Origin of the sequence: Sulfitobacter sp. 15WGC (assembly GCF_005068605.1) — a bacterium.
GTDB classification, from domain to species: domain Bacteria; phylum Pseudomonadota; class Alphaproteobacteria; order Rhodobacterales; family Rhodobacteraceae; genus Sulfitobacter; species Sulfitobacter faviae.
On the sequence record NZ_SZNL01000023.1, the window covers coordinates 1 to 14566 of the forward strand.

A 14566-nucleotide genomic window follows, 5' to 3' on the forward strand; every position below is an offset into this window, starting at 1 on the left:
CTCAAAAATCCCATGTCGATCACTCCAAATCCCCCCAACCAAAACCGTCGGGGAAGTGTGTTCACATGGGTCAATTCTCAGTGACAATTTATGGGGCTACCGGGTCAGTTCTCAGTGACAATCAACAATGAAGGGTAGGTTGCGGGTGTTCGCTGCATAATGCTCGATCGGCCGCTTTCATTCTTTGATTATTGAAAACAATCATTTTTCAATGGTCGAAACGTTCAAGTTTTGCGATCTTAGCTCATAGCTAAGGCCCTGCGCGTGAGGGTGGCCATGAAAATGGGTCGACATGACGTTCCTACCGAACTCATCAGACACTGTTCTGTTCCCAAGCCTCGCTCGCGGCATATCAGGACAAGGCCACAAGAACCGCGCCGAGCCCTATCAAACCGACGCCGCTCCATCCGGTCATTGATAACTTTTCTCCAAGAAAAACCGCGGCGATAATTGCGGCGAGCACAACGCTCAACTTGTCGATGGGTGCGACCTGCGAGACCTTGCCGAGCTGAAGCGCACGAAAATAACACAACCATGACGCGCCAGTCGCAAGACCGGACAGCACCAGAAATATCCCCGTCTTCGGGGAGATTGTGAATAGTAACTGCACCTCGCCCGTCAACCAGATCAGAAGGCCCAGTGCGAAAACAACGACGATGGTGCGCAGAAAAGTGGCAAAGTTGGAGTTGACGCCCGACACCCCGACCTTCGCAAAGATCGCGGTGAGCGCGGCAAATATGGCGGCGAGAATGGCCCAAAAGAGCCAAGATTCTGAAACGGAATGCATGAATTTTCCTCTTTTGAGTTTGAGCGTTTAGGCAAGGTGAAGGTTTGCTTCGTTTTTTTTAGTTCAGGCCCATAACGGAGACCTGCATTTTTCGCGTTAGGGCTCCAAGTGAGCACGACTGCGCTGTTCGCACACCGTGATGTAGATGACTGTTAGATCAATCGCAGTCAGAATCAGCAGAGCCACGCCGCCAACAGTGAGCCATTCAAATAGTTGATAGATTACAAACGCCCATAGCACGAAGACCGCCGCTCGATGCGCCCATGCTGCGCCGTAAAGCAGGGCAACGACGATCGCGATATGAAGCCCACCATGCGCCAGAAAGTAAGTGGTATAGAACGCCAAATCCGATGTCGGGATGACACCGGCGAGCGACATGGCTCGGGTCGCGAGGAAATCATTAGGGTTTTCCGCAAGCTCTGCCCGAAAGAGCCATTGGGTGAGAGCAGGAAGGCGATCTACGGCCCCCGCGAAGATCGCCGCAGCCGTTGCCAATTGGAGAACGCCTAAGGCTCCCTTTGCAAGAAGGGTCACTACAAACAGCCGATGGTTGAGACTGCCTGGACTGCGCCGTTCCACTGCCGTCATCCTTCTGCCTTGGGGCGAACCAACCGCCAGACATAAAGCACAAGAACGCCTCCAAGTAGGACGTTTGTCACCGGATTGATCCATATCTCAACTTTGGCAAATTGCGCTTCCAGCAGATAGCCTGAAATGGTGAGGGCGGCTGTCCAGAGCAGGCTGCCCAACCCTGTGTAGAGTAGAAATGGCAGCAGCGGCATCCCCGTCATGCCGGCTGGAACGGATATCAGCGTTCGGACACCCGGCACCATCCGGCCCAGAAACACCGCTTTGCCACCATTGCGCCGAAACCACGTAAGTGAACGGTCGAGGTCTTGCTCTGAGATGGTCAGCCACCTGCCGTGCCGCGCGATGAGCCTGCGCAACCGTGCTTCGGATGCCAAAGTGCCGATCCAATACCACAAAAAGGCGCCAGCAACTGAACCGATTGTGCCGGCGATCACTACACTGACGAAGGGGAGGTCACCGCTCGCAGCGAGATAGCCAGCGAAGGGCATGATGACTTCCGAAGGGATCGGGGGGAAAACGTTCTCAAGCAGCATCAGGGCAGCGACGCCGAGGCTGCCCATGGAAGCCAGTAGCGAGGTGATGAAGTCAAACATAGTCGAACCTTCTTAGTAGGTTTTGCAGGGTTGCAATATTCAACACTGGATCGTGCCACTGTCTGTTTCCGTCGATCCGGAACCGGTGAGGTAGGTCCAGCTGGCCGCTTTATCTTTGAAGGTCAGCTTCAACATGCCTGTTGTCCCTACAATCAACCGCTCGGAGAAGGCCGCAGGCTCAATGTTGCCCCGTGTCGACTTGCCGCCGGCCCCTACCACAAAGGCGATCGTGCCGTCTTTTGTCGGCTTGCCATCAGCATTCAGCGGCACAGTGCGTTCGTAGAAGTGGTTGTGTCCATGCAGGACAAAACGGACGCCTGCTTCAGCGACGAGCCGGAACAGCGCCCGCGCATCGTCAGTTCGGCTGCGTGCCACGCTCGAATATGCCGGTTTGTGAAAATACGCCGCAGTGCAACTGTCTGTATGCGCTGCGAGCACTTCCTTTACCCATTCTGCCTGTGCAGACCCTGGGGACGCATCAATCTCGCTGTTCAGCGACAGGATCAACCAGTTCCCGGCTTGGAGCGCGTAATAACCGCTTCGATCCGGCCCCGCACGATCCTGCCAGTAGTCATAGTAGGCATATGCAAAAGGCGAGTGGTATTCGTGGTTTCCGGGGGTCGGCCATGTGCGTGCCCATGCAGCCCCCCAATATGGGTCGTAGCAATCTTCAAAGCCCACAGCTTCGCCGTGTTTATAAACCAGATCCCCCAAGGCGAGCACCGCCGTATTGGGGTGTTGGTCTAAGATACTTTTGGTTTCCAACATGCCCTCGTTGGGCGCGGCCTTTGCCCTGGGGAGACCAACCGCATAGCGTAGGTTTCTATTTGTTCTTCCAAAGTAGCCCCCGTTTGCGCAGGAGGCGACGTCACCTGCCGCGAGAGCAGAGAACGGCAATGTCACATCCAGCTTGTGGACCCGGTTTGTGTCGAACAGTTGCGAGTGAGAGGAGCCGGTCAGTGACCGTAGGCCAGATGCCGCAATTGAGAAAACCTGCCCCTCGGTCCCAGCGATCAGAATGACGACCGCCGATGCAGCCAGTAGGGTTCGAAAGACGGTTTTTTTCATCGGGTTCTCCTCAAAAGCACCTGTAGAGTTTGCCGACTGATGAAAGGCTTACCGAAAGGTTACCAATTGGTAAGGTGTCGCTCAGACTGCTGGGGGCGCTTAGGATGAAGGGAAAGGAAAATTTCAGCGTGGCAGCAAGATGACCCCGTGCAGCGCCGGGGGTAGATTTAGCCGTTGTCGTCATCTTTCTCGTCGTCATCGTCCGTGTATGGGCCTTGTGCGATCACTGAGCCGTCATTGACATCGATCAGAATCTCGGTCATAGCCCCGTCCGTTGCGACGGCGACCGCCTCGTAGACCGCCTCGCCATCCTCGCTTCCAAATTCAATTGAGGCGATCTTTCCATCCATCGCATCCAAAGCAACGGTAAGTGCTTTCTGGATGTCGAACTGCGCTTCGGAGAACATCGCCATCTCCTTCGCATCATCGGTCTCAGCCAAAGCCATTGCGGTCGTTGCGACGGTGCCTGCGGCAATCATTGCGGTAAGGGAAATCATACGTTTCATCGTGGTTTTCCTGTCTTGCACGGCCCCCAACTGGCGCCTCGCCTTAAGAGATGACCGACCCTTGTAGCCGGGAACGTCTCCACCAGATTACTGATTGGTTAGATTGGCAGACGGTTCCACATCGACCGGCCCGCCGACTTTGTGCGGGGTGCGAAACGCCCACAATCTGCTGAGTGCAAAAGTCAAAACCGCCGCGGAACCGGTTGAGATCCACAGGCTCACTGTGTCGGATAGATCCCCTTCGGATAGCAACATGATCAGCAGCACCTCGTTACAGACAAAGCCGACCAGAGCAACGAGTGCGAATTTCCACAGCGCGCTTGATGTGCTGACTTCCTGATCGGCAAAGGAGAACCCGAGATGGCCGATGAAGCTGACCACGAAAGCGATTGTGAAGGCGAGCAGGTTCGCCAAAAGAGGATGCCAGGTCGACTGGATCAGCAGAAAGCCGATCATCATGTGAACGAAGGTCGCGAGCAGACCGACCATCCCGAACCGCAACAACTGGCGCCACATCACAGGTGCTCCGAATTTGCGGAAAAATCCTCTGCGATGATAAAGCCAGGACGGCCTTTGACCTCGGTAAAGACCCGCGAGAGGTATTCGCCCAACACACCGATGGAGATAAGCTGCACCCCGCCCAATAGCATAACGGCCACCACAAGGGTCGACCAACCCGGCACGTCGATGCCGAAGATCAGGGTGCGGACGGCAATCCAGAGGGCGTAGAGGATCGAACAGGCAGCAATGGTCATACCAATCCCTGTCCAGACCCGCAGCGGCCAGGCGGTGAAGGACGTGAGCCCGGTCAAGCCTAACTTAAACAAGCCAGTAAAGCCGAATTTAGAGGCCCCGGTCGCCCGCGGGTCCAACTCAATCGCCACAGCCTTGGTGCGAAAGCCAACCCAGCCATACAGCCCTTTCATGAAGCGGTTGCGCTCTGGCAAGGCGCAGAGCGCATCGACAACCCGTCGATCCATGAGCCTGAAATCGCGGGCATTTGCCGGGATCGCGGTGTCACTACCGATGTTTAACAGGGCGTAGAACGCGCGGGTGAACGCCCGTTTGCGCCATGTCTCGTCGCGGCGTTGGGCGCGAACGGCATAGACCATCTCATACCCCTCGGCGCGATGTTTCAACATGGTTTCGAGGTGACAAAGCGGTTCCTGAAGGTCGGCATCGAGGATGACCACCGCTGCACCCACCGTGCGCTCCAGACCGGCCATGATCGCATGTTCCTTGCCGAAATTCCGCGACAGGCGCAGCAGACGAAGCGGATATCTGGCGCATAGCTCTCGGCTTTCTTCAAATGTTCCATCAAGGCTGCCGTCATCGACAATGATGATCTCGAAGCTGGGCACCAGCCTGCGGGCATGCGCTTCTACCTGGGCCACCGTTCTGGCGATATTGCCCGCCTCATTGAAAGCGGGGATCACAAAGGAGAGATCAGGAACACGCTTTGCAGGCGGAACGATCCGGGGTTTTACAAACCCTTCGGGACGACGGATCATGATGCTTCCCCCTGATCCAGATCTTCGACAAACAAAATGCGGTGCCCGAACCGTCCGGCGGGGCCAAACCGCGGTCCCAAATAGGGAGCGATTTCCGAGGCGACAGCCCTCGGGATGGCCACCACGTCGCGCAGGCCATTGTCAGCGAAAATGTCGAATGTCGCGGTTCGTTCGGTGAATTTGACGCGACCGCGGGTATAGAACTCGGCAGAAAAGCTGCGACCGCCCCAATAGGTAATCTGCACATCAAGGTCGTAACTTTGCGCCGCAATTACCAATGCGCGCTCGGATCGGTTGGTGACGCTTTCTGGCTGGTAGCGCGCCAGAATCGTCACCGTTAGAAATGCTGCCCCAACGAGGCCGATGGCCACGGCTGTCGCTCTTCGAGCCCACCAGCCCGGCTGCCCCCTCACTTGCGCCCAAAGCGACACCAAGAGAACCGCTGCGGCGGGAAGCCCGGGCAAAGCATAGGCTGGCAATATGTTTGCGGCGGGCGTGAAGAGGATCAGCGGCGCAACGACCCAAAGTGTGAGATAGCTGTGCCAGTCCCGGTCATTGCCCGTCACCTCGTTGACGCAAGACACTGCTCTGGGAAGTAAGGCCAAGAAAAACAAGCTCCACGGCAGAAACGTAGCCGAAGCATAGAGCCAGATCAGGCCTTTGGGCTGCTGATGGCCGGACCCGTAAAGATCCCCCTGCCAGCCCGGCACGACAAAGCGCTGGAAGTGTTCTCCGACAAGAAAGTAGCGCAGGAAACCCGGCGTCTTGATCTCGGCAAGGATATACCAAGGAAGGGTCAGCGCCGCCGCGATCAATAGCCCCGACAGCCAAGGAAATCCATGTAGTTCGCGCCAGCGCCCTGTCAGCGCGAGCCACGGCACAAGCGCGATCATCGTGATGACAAGCGCGACCGGTCCCTTTGCCAAAAGGCCGATAGCGATTCCAACAAAGAACCACCGTCCCCAGGCGCTGCGCGCGGGGCTGTCCGACAGGCAATTGTAGAAGCCGATCATGCTCAATGTAGTGCCAAGCACCATGACCATGTCCGTCATTACGAAGGCCGACGCGCCGAAAAACATTAAAGATGAGGTGAGCACCGTCGTCACGACAAGAGCCTGATCTGCGCCTCGATGCTGGCGCACCCAAGTGAAAATTAGACTTAGCACCCCCAAGGAGGCAGCAAAGATGAATACCCGCGCGCCAAAGGTTCCAACGCCAAAGAGCTTCATCCCTAAGGCAGACAGCCAAGTATGTAAGGGAGGTTTGCCCCAAAACGGGACGCCATAGTCGAACTGAGGTGTGACCCAGTCCCCGGTCTCAACCATCTTACGCGCGATCTCGGCATAACGGGCTTCTGTTGAATCTGTGAAAGGCCACCAGAACAGGGCAAGCAGACGCAAGGCGAACAAAGCACCGAGCGCAAACAGCAGGAACCGTTGGTCGCCGCGCGTTAAGCCAAAGCGCCCCGCATGCTCTTGCCGCACGGCTGTGTCGAATTTGGGATCGATTGCGACCATGTTGTCCTGTCCTTTTTCTAAGGGCATAGGACGGCGGTGATCTGCAAAAGGTGGTCGGCACTATACCGATCCGTAATATTACGAAGATGGTGCAAAGCCGCAAAGCAGGCTATTTTCTCAATACCTTATGGAGCTTGAGCGCAGATGCGGGTGCTTGTTGTAGAAGATGATGGCGAAACGGCTGAGTATATCTGCACGAGCCTGAAGGCACTTGGCCATGTGACGAAACATGCGTCGGATGGCAAACAGGGCTTCCTCGATGCGCTGGACAATGACTTTGATGTCATCGTAGTCGACCGGATGCTGCCCGGCTTGGATGGGTTGACCCTCGTGAAATCAGTGCGCGGCGCGAATGTCGACACGCCGATTTTGTTCCTGAGTGCGCTTGGCGGTTTGAACGACCGGGTGAATGGATTAGAAGCCGGGGCGGACGACTACCTTGTGAAGCCTTTTGCGTTTTCAGAGCTTTCCGCGCGCCTAACTGCACTTGCACGCCGCCCCCCGATGCAGGCCGAAGAAACGCGACTTCAGGTTGCCGATCTGGAGATTGACCTGATCCGCCATACTGTGTGCAGATCTGGTCAGGAGATCGCCGTGCAGCCGCGCGAGTTTCGCCTGCTATCCTATCTTATGAAGAACGCCGAGCGGGTGGTGACACGCACCATGTTGCTGGAAGCAGTTTGGGATTTTCACTTTGACCCGAACACCAATGTCGTTGAGACGCATATCAGCCGTCTACGCAACAAGATCGACAAACCCTTCGACCAGCCGCTGATTCATACCGTTCGGGGCGCGGGATACAGTCTTCATGGATAGCCTTAAGCGCAAAGGTCCTTCAGCCTTGCGGACATCAATACGGCTGTCCTTGCAATACTCGTTCCTCTATTCGGTGCTCTCTGCGCTCGTCTTCGCCTTGGCCTATTGGTTCACACAATACGAAGTCCAAGACTGGGTCTTCGACCAAATGCGCAGCGATGCGGCCACGCTCGTTGAAATCTTCGAGCTGGGCGGCGATGAGGTGCTGGTCGACCGCGTCGATGCCCTCGCCGAAGTCAGCTTTCAGAATGCCCGGGTTTACCAGCTTCTGAACGCCGAGGGCGCGATTGTTTCTGGCAACTTATCTTCGGTCTTCAAAAACCCATTGCCGGACTATCTTCCGGCACAGGAATTGCCGCTTGCCGGAGAAATTCACGACGAAGTCACTGGCTATTGGCTGCGCGCGGATGACGTCGGCCCCTATCTACTCATCCAAGGTGCAGGCGACCATATCGTCTTGGAAATACTGGAAGCGCTCGGAATGGCTTTGGTGGCAGGCTATCTGGCTGTTGTGATCCTCGGCCTTGTCGTCGGTGTCCGGATTGGCCGCATCACCGAGCGACGCATTGCAGCCATATCAAATACTCTGACAGAGGCCTCTTGTGGCAACCTCGCTTCTCGTATTCCGACCACCCGAAACGCCCGCGATGATCTTTCGCGGGTATCAACCGAGATCAATAGTATGCTCGACCAGATCAAACGCCTGCTTGAGAGCCAAGAGCAAATCTCGAATGACATTGCCCATGACATGCGCACACCGCTTCAACATCTTCGGCAGCGGTTGGAAAAACTACGTGATAGTCCGATGATCCGCCCGGACGATATTTCCGCCAGTCTCGATCAAACCGAAGAAATCATAGCGACCTTTAACGCCCTTTTGCGTATCGCTCAGATTGAGGGGAGTGACCGTCGCGAAAGGTTCGCGTGGAACGACCTGCGTGAGGTCATAGGCAATGTTACGGAAGTCTTCGAGCCTACTGCCGAGGATGCTGGTATTGAGTTGACCATTAAGGTGCCAGACGAACACCTCGAGGTTTTTGGAGATAAAAATCTGCTGACGCAACTGCTGTCGAACCTTGTCGAGAACGCGATCAAACATTGTCCCGTTGGTTCTAAGGTTTTGGTCTTGGCGGAAACCACACCTGTCGGTCCGACCTTGCGCATCACTGACGATGGTCCGGGTATCGAATGCGAGAATCGAGAGCGTATTTTTCGACGGTTCTTCAGGGGTGAGAAAAGTCGGAACAGTCCTGGGAATGGCCTTGGCTTGGCATTAGCAAAAGCAATTTGTGATCTGCATGGCGCCGAAATAACCGTCTCGGAGAATGATCCAGGAACAACTTTCGAGATCAATTTTCTGCGGTAAATGCGATCTGGATCTGAACATGGGCTTTCTTTGCCGTATTCAAGATGCGCATTCAGAGTCGCCTTAAAGTAGACATTGCTCAATAGAAAGAGCAACGTCACTTGCGGGTCGCTCTTGCCAGATCAGTTTATGCTGCAATTGCGAAGACCTTCATTACTTACGCGGTCAATTTGGGCTCGAAGCCGACCTTCGCCGCGCGCTGCACGAACGACCGCTGTCAGCTTAGCGTAGGATTTCACACTCTCCCGCAAACGACCCGATCAAGCCGGAGCCAGCGATCTACGCGAAGCCTATAACGTTTTCCTTGTGCGAGCCGATGGCACAACCGAGATATTCTCATCTTATCCCGCGAATTGAGGCGATCCAGAGCGCAGCGCTCTCGCGATGTAGTGCCGGACGAGCAAGGTGCGGTGTAGGTGAACCTTCAACGAGCTGAATGCGTTAGTGCCCCATCATGGAAAAATTGCAAAATGACCGAGATAATAACCTAAAGCGCGGCATCCGCGTCGAGATCGCGAGCCTTGTCTACAACCTCATCGAGGTTGTCGTTTCCGTAACGGTGGGGCTCCTGACTGGCAGCGCGGCGCTGGTGAGTTGGGGTCTTGACAGCACGGTCGAGGCAACCTCGGCCGCGACACTGATCTGGCGCTTGAAGGGCGAGAAGGACGGTGCGGACAAGCAGACGGTTCTGCACCGCAAGAAAGTCGCTCTCTACGTGGTTGCTTGTGCCTTCTGGATCGTCGTTGCAGCGATCCTTTACGAGGCGGTGTCCGCCTTCATCTCGCAGGAGGCGGCGGGCTTCAATTGGTGGGGGATCGCGATCCTGTTTGTCTCTTTGGCGGTCAATCCACTGCTGGCCTGGGGCAAGTATCGCTACGGCAAGCGGCTCGATTCACCTGCCCTGAAATACGATGCCAAGGACACCCTGATCTGCGAATACCAGACCGTCGTAGTGTTGGCCGGAATCGGTCTGACGCAATGGATGGGCTGGTGGTGGGCCGATCCGGTCGCGGCGCTTCTGATCGTACCCTACGTTGCGTGGGAGGCGTTCGAGGCCACGAAGGATGCGCGGTCGGTCGATCCGGACGAGGCCGAAGCTACTGCCGACGCCTGACGTTGCGCATGATGAACCGGTTCTCGGGCAGGGGTGGCAGCTCTCCCGTGTCCAGCTCCAAATCCTGATCCCACACATCGTATTCGATGTCGTTCACAAGATATCTGCAAAACGCCTTCATCTGGCTGATCGCGATCCATTCACCGGGACAGCGATGGTTCGTGTAGTGGTCGCCGCCGCCCTGTGGAATGAAGTTATAGGGGTTTTCGGCGCGGTCACGAAACCGGTCGGGCCGGAACTCCAGCGGCGCATCCCATGAACGCGGATCGGTGTTTGTACCATAGAGGTCGAGCAGAACCCTGCACCCTTCCGGAAAGTGATACCCGCGCCACTCGAATGCGCTTTTTACCCGTGCCGTGACCGCAGGAAAGAACGGATACAGACGGCGGACCTCTTGCACGAAAGGTTCAAGCTGTCCCTCGTCGTCCTTCAGCTTTCGCCGCCATTCGGGATGCCGATGTAAAGCATGCGCCGCCTGAACTATGAACACGGATACCGCGACGGTCGGGCGCAGGACATTCAACAGCTCTACGGCGGCCACCCTGGGGGTCAACAACTCCCCATCGAGATCGCGCCATGTCGCGATGATATGAAGGGCACTTTCCTGCGTCGGCTGAAGCTCATCATCGCGGACCTGTTGGATTAGCCGTGCTGCCCATTTTTCCAGGCGGTGGCGCGCCAGACGCGCGCGCCAGTGTTTGGGGCCAAGGGCCCCGGCGTCCTGAAAAAGCGCTGTAAGCTGCGCCGTTCGGGTCGCCACCTCAGCTTCATCAAGCGGCACCCTGGCCCAGGCGCAGACAGCTCTTGTGAGCATTTCGCGCACTTCGTCATAGAGGACGATTTCGTTCCTCGCCTCCCAGTCCGGCGCATATTTGTCCAACATGTGAAGCGACGTGTCCTGAAGCGCGGCGATCCGCTCGGTCCCCATGAGTGACATGAACATCTTCTTGCGGTGCTGATGAGCCGCGCCGTCCAATCCCTGCACCCCGCCTTCCCCCAGCAGGGACTTCTGTATGCGGCCTGGCATCGAGCCTGCGCGGATCAGCCGGTCTTCCCGATAGAAGGCTTCTGCCGCCGCCGCGCCGGTCATGCAGATCGTCTCTTGAAGGAGGATGCGGGTTTCGAACAGGTCTGTGTCGAGTGCGCGGCAGGTCTCCGAAATGAACCCATATGGGTTGCGCAGCAGGGCAAGTGTGCTGTCAAAGCCTTTCGCAGATGGTATGCTGAACATGGGTTACACCCCCGTTGTGTTTTCCTTGCGTTGCCCCTGACCAGGCTTGTCCGTCGCAGAGCGGAAGCTGTCCCAGAACAGCAGGGCTGCGCCGCAGAAAATCGTTACGTCCGCGAGATTGAAGGACGGCCAGTGGTATGATCCGTAATGGAAGTCGAGAAAGTCAGGAACGGCCTGATAGCGTACGCGGTCAAGAATATTGCCGAGTGCGCCGCCGATGATCAGACCGAGAGCGGCAGCTGTCAGCCTGTCCGGCGCGCGCCATAACCAGATCAATAGCCATGCCACGATCACGCCAGCAAGCGCGATGAGACCCCACCACGGTACGAACCCGCCAAGCATACCGAAGCTGACTCCATCGTTCAGAACCCGCACGAGGTTAAGAAAGGGTAAAACCTCGACCCCGCCCTCGAGCGTCGGTGTGGTCAGGGCGAGCGCCTTGGTGCCCTGATCGAGACCGAGCGCTGCGACTGCGCAGAGCCCACCGAGAACGCGACCGTTCATGCCGTCGCCTTCAGATCGCCCCGCGCGTCGCGGATGATGGCCCAAGCGGAGTGCAGGAACAGTCCGGCGATACCGAAGGCGACGATAAGGTCGGGCCACGCGCTGCCCAGCCACGCCACGAGACCGGCGGCGATGACGACCGCCGCATTGCCGATAGCGTCGTTGCGCGAGAACAGCCAGACAGCTCGCATGTTCGCGTCGCCCTTGCGGAATCGAAGCAGCGGCAAAACGGAGACGACGTTCACGACAAGGGCGATCATACCGAGCAGACCCATGAGACCTGCATCCGGCGTCGTCTGTTCGAAGATCCGCACGATGGTTGTGCCGAGGACGCCAAGGCCGAGCAGGCCAAGGAAGATGCCCTGGATCAGAGCCGACCGCGCCCGCCAGGCGAGGCTCCAGCCGATGGCCAGCAGGCCAAGGAAAGTGATAGCGCCGTCGCCGATGAAATCGAGCGCATCGGCTTTTACGGCCTGTGACCCGGCGATGAACCCGCCGATCATTTCAAGAATACCGTAGCCCACGTTTAGGATCACGACGATCCAGAGGGCGCGTCGGTAAGCCGGGTCCTGATGGGCCGGATTCGGCGGAATGTCTTCATCGCCCTCGATCCGGTCGAAGCCGTAGCCGGTCACCGCAACGGCCTTTTCAATATCCGGCAGGCGCGCTTCGGGGGCGTTCAGTGTCATGATGTGCGTTGCGGCCGACACCTTCACATCGTCAGGCGCGACTCCGGCCGACTGCGCCGCCCGCTCGATCTGTGCGGCATCCTTCGCGCAGTCCATACCGGAAACCCGGTAACGGACGGGCGGAGCATCTGTCGTAAATCCGGCACTGCCAGCGTTGGCCATGGCTGCAATACTCCTGCTAGAGTGAATCAAGAAACAACATATCAGCGGGGAGTGATATGGAACAGATTGTTGTCGACTGCAATACCCGGACCACCGCTATTGAGCGAAGAGCGAAACTGTTTCGCGGCTTCGCGGACCCGAGTCGCCTCGCGATTCTGGATGCCTTGTGCGAAGCGCCGTTGGCCGTTCATGAGATCGTGACGCGCACGGAGCTATCGCAGCCAAACGTTTCCAACCATCTCCGGTGTCTTCTGGATTGTGGGCTTGTTGCCAGCGACCGGGATGGACGCTTCATCCGCTACCGTATCAGCAGCCCGCGCATTACAGCCCTTTTGAATGACGCGGACGCAATTCTCGATGTTGTCACAGAGGGCGTTGAGGCGTGTGACAATTATCGCGAGACATAAAACGGTGGATTTAGCCAGTGACATAAACGTCTGAGTTCGGTCCAGATTGGCGAAAAGCAGACCTTAGTCTCCATCTGGCCATCCGGCAGCTTTGCGGACAAAGCCGCCATTCGTGCTCAGTCCTGCGGCGCGCTTACGTTCAATTTAGATCGGCGGGACAGTGGCCGCGGTAAGCGAAAAAAGCCGTCGTCAGGGCCACGGACAGAACCAGCAACGGGGCGATGGCATGGCTGAACTCGCCGTGCGACAGAACCGTGCCCGCGGCTCCGAGCATCACCAGGCTGGCGAGGCCTGCGCCCCAGAGCCGGGTCGGGCGCCAAGCGATCAGCGCCGCCGCAGTCAGTTCCAGCACGCCGGTGACGTAGTGGAACCAGCCGGGATAGCCCCACCTTGCGTAATCGGCGAGGATGGTTCCGGAGGCGAAGATATTGCTGATCCCGCCCACGACAAAGAACGCGGCCAGCAGCCAAGAGAGGAGGGATTTCCAGGGAAGATTACGCATGTTGGTTATTGTCTCCGCGCAAGGCGCCATGAAGGAAGGTCGATATCGTCTCACGCACATGATGCGCGCGTTCGTCAGGTGAAACCGGGGCAGTGTGCCCGGTCAGCGCGCGCAGTTGCGGGCCGGCCGTCAGCAGCAAGACGAACTGTTCGGCGCGCGTTTCGGGCGAAGGGCCGTGGCGTAATCCGGGCCGCCCACGAAGCCATTCAGCGAGGATTGCCGTGCCGGTCTCATGTCCCGACCGCAGGATCGACTGCGCCAGGTCAGGGAAACGCTGACCTTCGGAGATCATCAGGCGGTGCAGGGCCAGCGTGCGTGGCTGTAAGACGATCTCAAGCATCCTTTTGCCGAATATCGTCAGGGTCGGGCCGATCTCCCCTTCACCTATATCAAGATCTCGCAAGGGCTGGGTTTGGTCATCACACAGCCGAGTGACGACGTCGATGAACAGCCCCTGCTTTCCACCGAAACGACCGTAGACATTGCGCCGAGAGCCACCCACCCGGCCGATGAGTTCGTCGATTGACACGCCTTCGTAGCCGCGTTCGAGGAACAGCTCTGCGGCCGTATCGGTCAGCGCCTGAATGCGTGCCGCGCCATGTGCAGTTCGGTGAGTAACGGATTGCATGCCTTGCCTGTCTGTTGAAGAAATATGGTAACATACCATACCATATGATTTAAGCAACCTTTATCAAATCATGCCGCATATGGGCAGACCGAACGGCGGTTTTCGGGCCGCGCCTTCCGCGGCACTCGCGAGCAACTACCTTCCAGTTGCCTGCCTGAATGTCTCGGATGGGCTCGAAGCAGCCATTGGACAGAGGCTTTACCAATGTCCGCTCTGGGCCGATCGCTACAGGGCTGTCTATACGGCAACGGGGAAGCCTCCATGATCAAAGACACCGGTTTTGGTTCAAACCCAACCGTTTCATGTCAGATGCAAAGGAAGGGTGCTTAACACTTTCCAGGATCGGCCAGAGCACCGTGGCGTGAAACCGTATTAGTCATAGTGTTAACAGGCGTCCCTGTGAGATGGCCCCCATTGCCTGTCAGATCCAGGGAGAAAGCTTCGGCGAACTAACATCTAGTGTTCGGTTTGCCCCGGTATCGCACTTGGTAGGAATCTTGGAAAAGAGCTCACTTCTACCACTTAGGTAAAAGCTATCTATTCATGTACTAGAAACAACTTGAAGAATTATTGC

17 protein-coding genes are annotated in these 14566 nt (G+C 57.2%); 4 read left to right on the forward strand and 13 right to left on the reverse strand.

Annotated elements, in window-relative coordinates; genetic code table 11:
• Positions 1-352: 352 nt before the first annotated feature.
• The 8 genes from FCK22_RS15725 to FCK22_RS15760 all read right to left on the reverse strand — a co-directional run bounded on the left by FCK22_RS15725 (position 353) and on the right by FCK22_RS15760 (position 6573).
• Positions 353-787 carry an EamA family transporter gene (locus tag FCK22_RS15725; protein ID WP_136720553.1) on the reverse strand — a complete coding sequence of 145 codons (435 nt, stop codon included), beginning with the start codon at positions 785-787 and terminating at the stop codon, positions 353-355.
• Between the two features lie 96 nt (positions 788-883).
• Positions 884-1375 (reverse strand): DUF2127 domain-containing protein, encoded by a 492-nt coding sequence (locus tag FCK22_RS15730; protein ID WP_169306098.1) that lies wholly within the window; start codon positions 1373-1375, stop codon positions 884-886.
• Entirely contained in the window at positions 1372-1971 is a 600-nt protein-coding gene (locus FCK22_RS15735; RefSeq protein ID WP_136720555.1) for a DedA family protein, read from the reverse strand. The genes FCK22_RS15730 and FCK22_RS15735 overlap by 4 nt, the downstream gene beginning before the upstream one ends.
• 39 nt (positions 1972-2010) lie before the next feature.
• Positions 2011-3039, reverse strand: coding sequence for a metallophosphoesterase (locus tag FCK22_RS15740; RefSeq protein ID WP_136720556.1), 1029 nt, complete (start codon positions 3037-3039; stop codon positions 2011-2013).
• Positions 3040-3206: 167 nt separating this feature from the next.
• Complete coding sequence (locus FCK22_RS15745) at positions 3207-3545, reverse strand: PepSY domain-containing protein (protein WP_136720557.1); 339 nt, start codon at positions 3543-3545, stop codon at positions 3207-3209.
• An 87-nt stretch (positions 3546-3632) separates the two neighbouring features.
• On the reverse strand, positions 3633-4061 hold the full coding sequence (locus FCK22_RS15750) for a GtrA family protein (protein WP_136720558.1): 429 nt from the start codon (positions 4059-4061) through the stop codon (positions 3633-3635).
• Positions 4061-5056: a glycosyltransferase family 2 protein gene (locus FCK22_RS15755; protein ID WP_136720559.1), complete on the reverse strand. Its 996-nt coding sequence runs from the start codon at positions 5054-5056 to the stop codon at positions 4061-4063. The genes FCK22_RS15750 and FCK22_RS15755 overlap by 1 nt, the downstream gene beginning before the upstream one ends.
• Positions 5053-6573, reverse strand: a complete 1521-nt coding sequence (locus FCK22_RS15760; protein ID WP_248646554.1) for a glycosyltransferase family 39 protein — start codon at positions 6571-6573, stop codon at positions 5053-5055. The genes FCK22_RS15755 and FCK22_RS15760 overlap by 4 nt, the downstream gene beginning before the upstream one ends.
• Before the next feature lie 144 nt (positions 6574-6717).
• Here FCK22_RS15760 and FCK22_RS15765 point away from each other — a divergent pair, with 144 nt between their 5' ends.
• From FCK22_RS15765 to FCK22_RS15775, 3 genes are all read left to right on the forward strand, one after another.
• Positions 6718-7389, forward strand: a complete 672-nt coding sequence (locus tag FCK22_RS15765; protein WP_007117825.1) for a response regulator transcription factor — start codon at positions 6718-6720, stop codon at positions 7387-7389.
• The gene (locus tag FCK22_RS15770; protein WP_136720560.1) at positions 7382-8755 is read left to right on the forward strand and encodes a HAMP domain-containing sensor histidine kinase; all 1374 of its coding nucleotides are present in this window, start codon (positions 7382-7384) and stop codon (positions 8753-8755) included. Before FCK22_RS15765 ends, FCK22_RS15770 begins: the two co-directional genes overlap by 8 nt.
• A 454-nt stretch (positions 8756-9209) precedes the next feature.
• Positions 9210-9869 carry a cation diffusion facilitator family transporter gene (locus FCK22_RS15775; RefSeq protein WP_211243572.1) on the forward strand — a complete coding sequence of 220 codons (660 nt, stop codon included), beginning with the start codon at positions 9210-9212 and terminating at the stop codon, positions 9867-9869.
• On the opposite strand, the gene FCK22_RS15780 is transcribed toward FCK22_RS15775, so the two are convergent.
• From FCK22_RS15780 to FCK22_RS15790, 3 genes are all read right to left on the reverse strand, one after another.
• A complete protein-coding gene (locus FCK22_RS15780; protein ID WP_248646556.1) occupies positions 9853-10959 on the reverse strand; it encodes a cytochrome P450 in 1107 nt (368 codons plus the stop codon). The two genes, FCK22_RS15775 and FCK22_RS15780, sit on opposite strands and share 17 nt — an antisense overlap.
• A 144-nt stretch (positions 10960-11103) precedes the next feature.
• Positions 11104-11604 carry a signal peptidase II gene (gene lspA / locus FCK22_RS15785; RefSeq protein ID WP_136720562.1) on the reverse strand — a complete coding sequence of 167 codons (501 nt, stop codon included), beginning with the start codon at positions 11602-11604 and terminating at the stop codon, positions 11104-11106.
• Entirely contained in the window at positions 11601-12455 is an 855-nt protein-coding gene (locus tag FCK22_RS15790; protein WP_136720563.1) for a cation transporter, read from the reverse strand. The genes lspA and FCK22_RS15790 overlap by 4 nt, the downstream gene beginning before the upstream one ends.
• A gap of 56 nt (positions 12456-12511) precedes the next feature.
• On the opposite strand from FCK22_RS15790, the gene FCK22_RS15795 reads away from it, so the two are divergent.
• Positions 12512-12862, forward strand: coding sequence for a metalloregulator ArsR/SmtB family transcription factor (locus FCK22_RS15795; RefSeq protein ID WP_136720564.1), 351 nt, complete (start codon positions 12512-12514; stop codon positions 12860-12862).
• Positions 12863-13001: 139 nt separating this feature from the next.
• On the opposite strand, the gene FCK22_RS15800 is transcribed toward FCK22_RS15795, so the two are convergent.
• Positions 13002-13364: a DoxX family protein gene (locus tag FCK22_RS15800; protein WP_067625232.1), complete on the reverse strand. Its 363-nt coding sequence runs from the start codon at positions 13362-13364 to the stop codon at positions 13002-13004.
• Positions 13357-13992 (reverse strand): TetR/AcrR family transcriptional regulator, encoded by a 636-nt coding sequence (locus FCK22_RS15805; RefSeq protein WP_067625230.1) that lies wholly within the window; start codon positions 13990-13992, stop codon positions 13357-13359. Before FCK22_RS15805 ends, FCK22_RS15800 begins: the two co-directional genes overlap by 8 nt.
• Between the last annotated feature and the right edge of the window lie 574 nt (positions 13993-14566).